Source organism: Streptomyces sp. NPDC029122 (genome assembly GCF_055569445.1).
This window is the reverse complement of record NZ_JBVHWK010000021.1, coordinates 87,659-93,658: the sequence shown is the minus strand read 5'-3', so window position 1 is coordinate 93,658 and position 6,000 is coordinate 87,659. Positions and strand designations below refer to the sequence as shown.

Here is a 6,000-nt window from a genome sequence, read left to right as displayed (position 1 = left end):
GCGAACCGTGCCCCCCCCCCCCCCCCCCCCCCCCCCCCCCCCCCCCCCCCCCCCCCCCATCCCCCCCCCCCCCCCCCCCCACGCCGCTCAGGTCCGGTACCGGTACAGGATCCTGCCGCGGGTCAGGTCATACGTGCTGACTTCGACGAGCACCCGGTCGAAGGGGAGGATCCTGATGTAGTTCTTCCGGATCTTCCCGCTGATGTGCGCGAGCACCTGGTGCCCGTTCTGCAGCTCCACCTTGAAGGTGGCGTTGCGCAGGCACTCCATGACGGTGCCCTCGACTTCCAGGCCTTTGGACGTTCGAGCCAATGTCCCTCTTTCCTCGGATCGGGATGTGAATCTGAATCTGAATCTGGATGTGGAGGTGGATGTGGGGCCGGTGGGCGCCGGCATGACGTCAGTCGCGCACCAACTCCACGATGCCGCTGGTCCGCCGGGCACCGACGCGCTCGAGCAGCGCGAGCGCGGCGGTGTTGGACGCGTCGGCCTCGGCCCAGGCCGAGCCGGTCCCGGCGCGGTGCAACGAGCCCAGCGCGTGCGTCAGCAGGGCCCGGCCGACGCCCCGGCGTCGCTGACCGGCCCGCACCGCGACGAGTCCGATCCGCGCCCGGCGGGGAACCGGGGCAACCCGCACCAACCCCACGTACGCGCCGTCGCGGACCGCCACCGTGAACCTCGACGGGTCCAGGGGCACCGGCCCGGCCGAGAGCGGCAGCACCTCGGCCGGCATGGTCCGCCATCCGACGCCTGCCTCGACCTCCTCGCGGATCGCGAGGTCCAGCGCCACCAGCAGACCTTCGTCCGCTTCCTCACCGGGCAGGATCGTCACACCGTCAGGTGCCCGCAGGGCGTCGAGCCCCGTTTCGCGCGGATCGGTGGACACGACGTACTCCCACTCGCGGCGTGCGGCAGTGAAGCCCGCCCGCTCCCAGCGGGACCGCAGGCCGGGGTCGGCTTCGCCGACCAGCGTGTGGAGAGGGGCCGGCAGGTCCTCCAGCATCGCGGCGGCGAGCCGGCCGAAGGCGGCGTCCTGCCATACGTCGATGCTGACGAAGAGCCGCCCGTCGGGCCGCCGCGAGACATCGCCGTGGCCCACGGTCCGACCGTCGGCCACCGCCCGCCACTGGGACTCGGTCACCCGGTCGACCATCACTGAGTTCATAGGTGTCGCCTTTCAGGAGTGCCTGGTTGCGGAGGCGCTCCCGACGACACCTGAGTCAGTCGTACACCGTGACGGAAGGTGGGAGCACCCACTTCGATACAGCCTTCACGGGTGTCACCTCCTCACGTCCTGTCACGGTGCGCCCCACACTAGTCAACCGGCGACGACCCGCCTATCGGTTTTCCGGTCCCGGGCCGGCCGGAGGACGGCGGGAGCGTTCTGCCCTGCGGGTACAGGCGGTCGGTGAGGAACGCCAGGATCTCGTCGCGGGCCCGGACCGTGGGGTGGCCGGCCTGGTCGACGAGATGGGCGGTGACGACGCTGTGCGGGGTGCCGACCAGGTCGGCGAAGAAGGGCGGCGGGGCGGGGTTGGCGGCGGTGTCCGGGAGGACGCGTCCGTCGAAGGAGTCGCCGAGCAGCGCACGGTAGGCGGCGAAGCGCTGCCCCGTGCACCAGCGGTCGCCCGCGAAGCGGTGGGCGAGGACCGTGAGCCCGTCGCGGTGGAGCCGGTCGCGCACCGCGAGCGCGTCCGCCGCGTCGAGTTCGAGGCCGCCGGGGTCGTCGAGCGGCAGCGACGGGTGGTTGACCACCGGGGCGATCACCGCCGGCTCCAGGGCCATGGTGAGGGCGAAGTTGCCGGTGAAGCACAGCCCGATGGCGCCCACCCCCGGCCCGCCGCACGCGGCGTGCGCCCGGCGCGCCAGGCCACGCAGCCACGCCGTCACCGGGCTGGTGCCGCCCCCGGCGAAGGCACGGAACTCCGCACTGACACAGGCGCGGCGGACGACCTCCCGGCCGCCCTCGACCGTGGGAAAGGCACCGTCCGTGCCGAACAGGGAGGGGACGTGGACGGTGAAGCCCGCGTCCCGCACCCAGCGCGCGAGCCGCAGGACGTCGGGGCTGATCCCCGGCATCTCGGGCAGTACCACGACGCCGGGCCCCGCCCCGGCCACGTACACCGTCTTCTCCACCCCCTCCACGGCCACGCCCCGGCGGGTGAAGTCGCTGATCGGATCGTCGTCGCTCATGGGGCCAGGCTCGCCCCCGGACCGGGCCGCCGGGGAGGGGCGGGATCGCCGGGGCCGGGGGTAATCTCGCCACGCGCGCGGGAGGCGAGCGGTAGGCGGCCGTCGGCGCGGGGCCGTGTACACCGGAGGGACGGAACGAATGGCGCAGACGGGGCGGCGGCCGCAGGACCGAGGGGCGCCGGGCGCGCCGAGGCAGCCGCGGGACGGCGGGGGACAGGACGTCGCGCTGCGGGTGGGGGTCCTGGCGTACCCGGGCTGCTTCGCGTCCGAAGTGTTCGGTGTCCCCGACCTGTTGACCATGGCCGGGCACGTCGCCGGACCGGAGGCGCCCGGCTACCGGGTGTCGGTCGTCTCGCCCCGCCGCCGGGTCACCGCCTCGGGCGGCGCGAGCCTGGACGTGCGCCCCCTGCGCGAGGTCGACGTCCTCGTGGTGCCCGGGTTCGAACTGCCCCCGGACGCGGACCTCGACGCGCGGCTCGCCGGGCTCGCCCCCGAGGTCGCGGCGATCCGGACGCGGGCCGCCGCCGGCACGGCCGTCGTCTCCCTCTGCGTCGGCGCGTTCCTGCTCGCCGAGGCAGGGCTCCTCGACCGGCGCCGGGCCACCACCTCCTGGCTGCACGCCGGCGAACTGGCCAGGCGCTGCCCGGCCGCCGACGTGCGGCCCGAACTGCTGGTCGTCACCGACACGGGCGTGACGACCACGGCCGCCTTCAGCGCCATGTACGACTTCGCGCTGGACCTGATCCGCCGGCACGACGGCCCCCGGGTGGCCCGCACGACCGCCCGGGTGGCGCTCCTCGGCGACGCGCGGACCTCCCAGACCCCGTACGTCGACCCTGGCCTCCTGCCGCAGCCGGGGCGGGAGTTCTCCCAGCGGGTCATGCGCCGGCTCGACCAGAACCTGGCCCAGCCCTACGACCTCACCGCGCTCGCGGACGCCTTCCGCGTCAGCACCCGCACCCTGCTGCGCCGCTTCTCCGCGGAGACCGGACGCACCCCGCTGGCCCATCTGCAGGCCTCCCGGGTCCGCCGCGCCCGCCGTCTCCTGGAGACCACCGACCGTACCGTCGCCGCCGTGGCCGCGGCCGTCGGCTACCAGGACGCCGGTACCTTCGCCGCCCTCTTCGCCCGCCACACCGGCCACCGTCCGAGCACCTACCGGGCCGCTTTCCGCCGTACGGACCCGGCCTCCGCCCCGGCCCCGGCCCCGGACGGCGGCGTCCCGGGTGACGTACTCGACGGGCCGTGATCCGCGTGGACGCGGCCGCCCTGCGCGACCCGCCGGCCGCGCGGAAGCCCGCGGTGCGCGGGCATGTCCGATGAGCCGCGGCCCGGGCGCGGGTCTACCCTTCACACGTGATCGTTCCGGAGGGAGCGCAGGATGACCGGCACGGAGATGCTCGATCTCGGACCGCAGGCGGCCGTCGTGGCCCGTCTCGTCACCGGCGTCCCCGAGCCCCGGCTCACCGGCCCCACCCCGTGCCCCGAGTACGCGGTCAGGGACCTGCTGGGCCACCTCGCGGGCCTGGCCGTGGCCTTCCGCGACGCCGCCCGCAAGGACCTCGGTCCGACGACCGACACGCCCCCGGACGCCTCCGCGCCCGGGCTGCCCGCCGACTGGCGCGAGCGGCTGCCGAGGGATCTGGACGAACTGGCGCGGGCGTGGCGGGACCCCGCCGCGTGGACCGGGATGACCCGCGCGGGCGGCGTGGACCTGCCCGGTGCCGTCGCGGCCGCCGTGGCGGTCGACGAACTGGTCGTCCACGGCTGGGACCTGGCCCGGGCCACCGGCCGGGAGTACGCCCCCGACCCGTCCGCGCTGCGGGCCTCGCACGCCTTCCTGCTGGCGGCCGCTCAGGAGGACGACCGCGGCGACGGCATCTTCGGCCCGGTCGTGGCCGTCCCGGACGACGCGCCGCTGCTGGACCGGACGATCGGCCTGAGCGGACGTGACCCGGGCTGGGCGCCACCGTCACCGCGGTCCTGACCGCCCCGCGGGCACGCCGGCCCACGGGTGCCACCGGCCCACAGGGCCTGCCGCGGCGAGGGGGATTCCCCGTACGCGCCCACGGCGCGGCGGTCAGGGCTCGCGGTTCGGCTCCGGGCCGGCCGAACCACCCGCACGGCCGCGCCGACGAGGTGCGCGCCGGGCCGGTGCGGCGCGTACCGTGGGCGCGTGAGGCTCCTGCTGACCTCGGACACGCACGTACCGGCGCGGGCCAAACGCCTGCCCGAGGCCCTGCTGACAGCCGTCGACGACGCCGACGCGGTGATCCACGCCGGGGACTGGACCGACGAAGCCACCCTCGACCTGCTGGAGTCGAGGTCGCGCCGCCTGATCGCCGTCCACGGCAACAACGACGGCCCCGCGCTGCGCGCCAGGCTCCCCGAGATCGCCCGCGCGGAGCTCGGCGGGCTGCGCTTCGCGGTCGTCCACGAGACCGGCCCGGCGACCGGGCGCGAGCGGCGCTGCGCCGCCCGCTTCCCCGACGCCGACGTCCTGGTGTTCGGCCACAGCCACATCCCGTGGGACTCCACGGCCCCGGGCGGGCTCCGCCTGCTCAACCCCGGCTCGCCGACCGACCGCCGACGCCAGCCGCACCACACCTTCCTGACCCTCACCGCCGAGGACGGGACGCTGCGCGACGTCGTCCTCCACCGCCTGCCCGCCCGGCCCTGACACGGCGGCCGGCCACGCCCGTACCCGCTACCCCCGACTGCCCTCCAGCGCGCGCGTGCCCGGAGCGCAACCCTCCCGCAGGGCCGCGAGTTCAGCCGGAGGCAGGCCCAGCGAGGCGCCCCGCCGGCCGGCGTCCAGCCGGGCCGCGCCCGCGTCGAGCCACTGGGGGAGCGGCTCGACGCCGATGAAGCGGGCCAGCCGCGTGAGCTCCTCGCGGGGCCGGTCGAGGAGGTCCTCGTAGGCGAGCGTGGTCCGCAGGGACGCGGGCACTTCGCCGAGGTGCGCCACGCCCCGTACGACGATCTCGGACCACAGCGCCGCGAACCCCGCCGACGGCAGCTCGCGGCCCAGCACCAACGCGGAGTCGAAACGCTCGGCCAGCAGCTGCGACAGCTCGGGCGGCAGGGAGCGGACCTGCTCCTCCGTCAGGTCCTCCACGCGAGCGGCCCCCGTCCGGGCGAGGATCTCCCGCAGCAGGAAGATCAGCCGGTAGCCCGTGTGCCTGCTCATGGACAGCGCGCAGTCGGGCCCGTCCCTGAACAGGTGGACGAAGCGGGCCCGCGGGAAGACCCGGCGCAACAGCGGAACCCGGTCCGACGAATAGCCCGACCGCTCCACCACCGCCGTGGCCCCGGTCCGGGCGCACAGCAGGCCGAACAGTGCCTCGTAGTGGCCGGCGGCGGTGCGGCCCGGCCAGCCGCGCACTTCCTTCTCCAGCTCGTCGAACAGGCCGTCCGGGTCGTCGGTCAGGTGCGGGAGCACCATCAGCGACAGCGCGGGGATACCGGTGGTCCCGGTCGCGAAGCGTCCGGGACGGCGCGTGTAGAGGAACTCCGGCATCGGCACCCCGCTGCGGATCATCCGCTCGAACAGCGGATTCGGGTCGGCCAGCAGCCGCCAGAACTCGCCACCGGTGAGGACGCCTTCGGGGAAGCCCCGGCTCTGCACGGACGACAGCAGCTCGTTCAGGCTGAGCACATCCGGGTGCGTGTTGACGATGCCCGACAGCGCGGTCGACCCACTGCGGCCCGTACCCACGACAAACGTCAGACCGCGCATGCCACCACGCTCCTCCGGAGACGACCCGTACCGATCGCGACCAGCCTTCCCCCGGGGCCGTCACCCGA

7 protein-coding genes are annotated in these 6,000 nt (G+C 75.2%); 3 read left to right on the top strand and 4 right to left on the bottom strand.

Going from position 1 to position 6,000, the window contains the following annotated elements:
- Positions 1–87: 87 nt before the first annotated feature.
- The 3 genes from infA to ACZ4WZ_RS23445 form a co-directional block, all read right to left on the bottom strand.
- On the bottom strand, positions 88–312 hold the full coding sequence (infA, locus tag ACZ4WZ_RS23455; RefSeq protein ID WP_467893112.1) for a translation initiation factor IF-1: 225 nt from the start codon (positions 310–312) through the stop codon (positions 88–90).
- 88 nt (positions 313–400) lie between these two features.
- Positions 401–1,165, bottom strand: a complete 765-nt coding sequence (locus tag ACZ4WZ_RS23450; protein ID WP_467893111.1) for a GNAT family N-acetyltransferase — start codon at positions 1,163–1,165, stop codon at positions 401–403.
- Positions 1,166–1,314: 149 nt separating this feature from the next.
- Positions 1,315–2,193 carry a dienelactone hydrolase family protein gene (locus ACZ4WZ_RS23445; RefSeq protein ID WP_467893110.1) on the bottom strand — a complete coding sequence of 293 codons (879 nt, stop codon included), beginning with the start codon at positions 2,191–2,193 and terminating at the stop codon, positions 1,315–1,317.
- Positions 2,194–2,332: 139 nt separating this feature from the next.
- On the opposite strand from ACZ4WZ_RS23445, the gene ACZ4WZ_RS23440 reads away from it, so the two are divergent.
- The 3 genes from ACZ4WZ_RS23440 to ACZ4WZ_RS23430 all read left to right on the top strand — a co-directional run bounded on the left by ACZ4WZ_RS23440 (position 2,333) and on the right by ACZ4WZ_RS23430 (position 4,873).
- On the top strand, positions 2,333–3,442 hold the full coding sequence (locus tag ACZ4WZ_RS23440; protein ID WP_467893109.1) for a GlxA family transcriptional regulator: 1,110 nt from the start codon (positions 2,333–2,335) through the stop codon (positions 3,440–3,442).
- Between the two features lie 132 nt (positions 3,443–3,574).
- Positions 3,575–4,180: a TIGR03086 family metal-binding protein gene (locus tag ACZ4WZ_RS23435; protein WP_467893107.1), complete on the top strand. Its 606-nt coding sequence runs from the start codon at positions 3,575–3,577 to the stop codon at positions 4,178–4,180.
- Between the two features lie 189 nt (positions 4,181–4,369).
- Entirely contained in the window at positions 4,370–4,873 is a 504-nt protein-coding gene (locus ACZ4WZ_RS23430) for a metallophosphoesterase family protein (protein ID WP_467893105.1), read from the top strand.
- Positions 4,874–4,900: 27 nt separating this feature from the next.
- On the opposite strand, the gene ACZ4WZ_RS23425 is transcribed toward ACZ4WZ_RS23430, so the two are convergent.
- On the bottom strand, positions 4,901–5,932 hold the full coding sequence (locus ACZ4WZ_RS23425) for a sulfotransferase (protein ID WP_467893104.1): 1,032 nt from the start codon (positions 5,930–5,932) through the stop codon (positions 4,901–4,903).
- Positions 5,933–6,000: the final 68 nt, after the last annotated feature.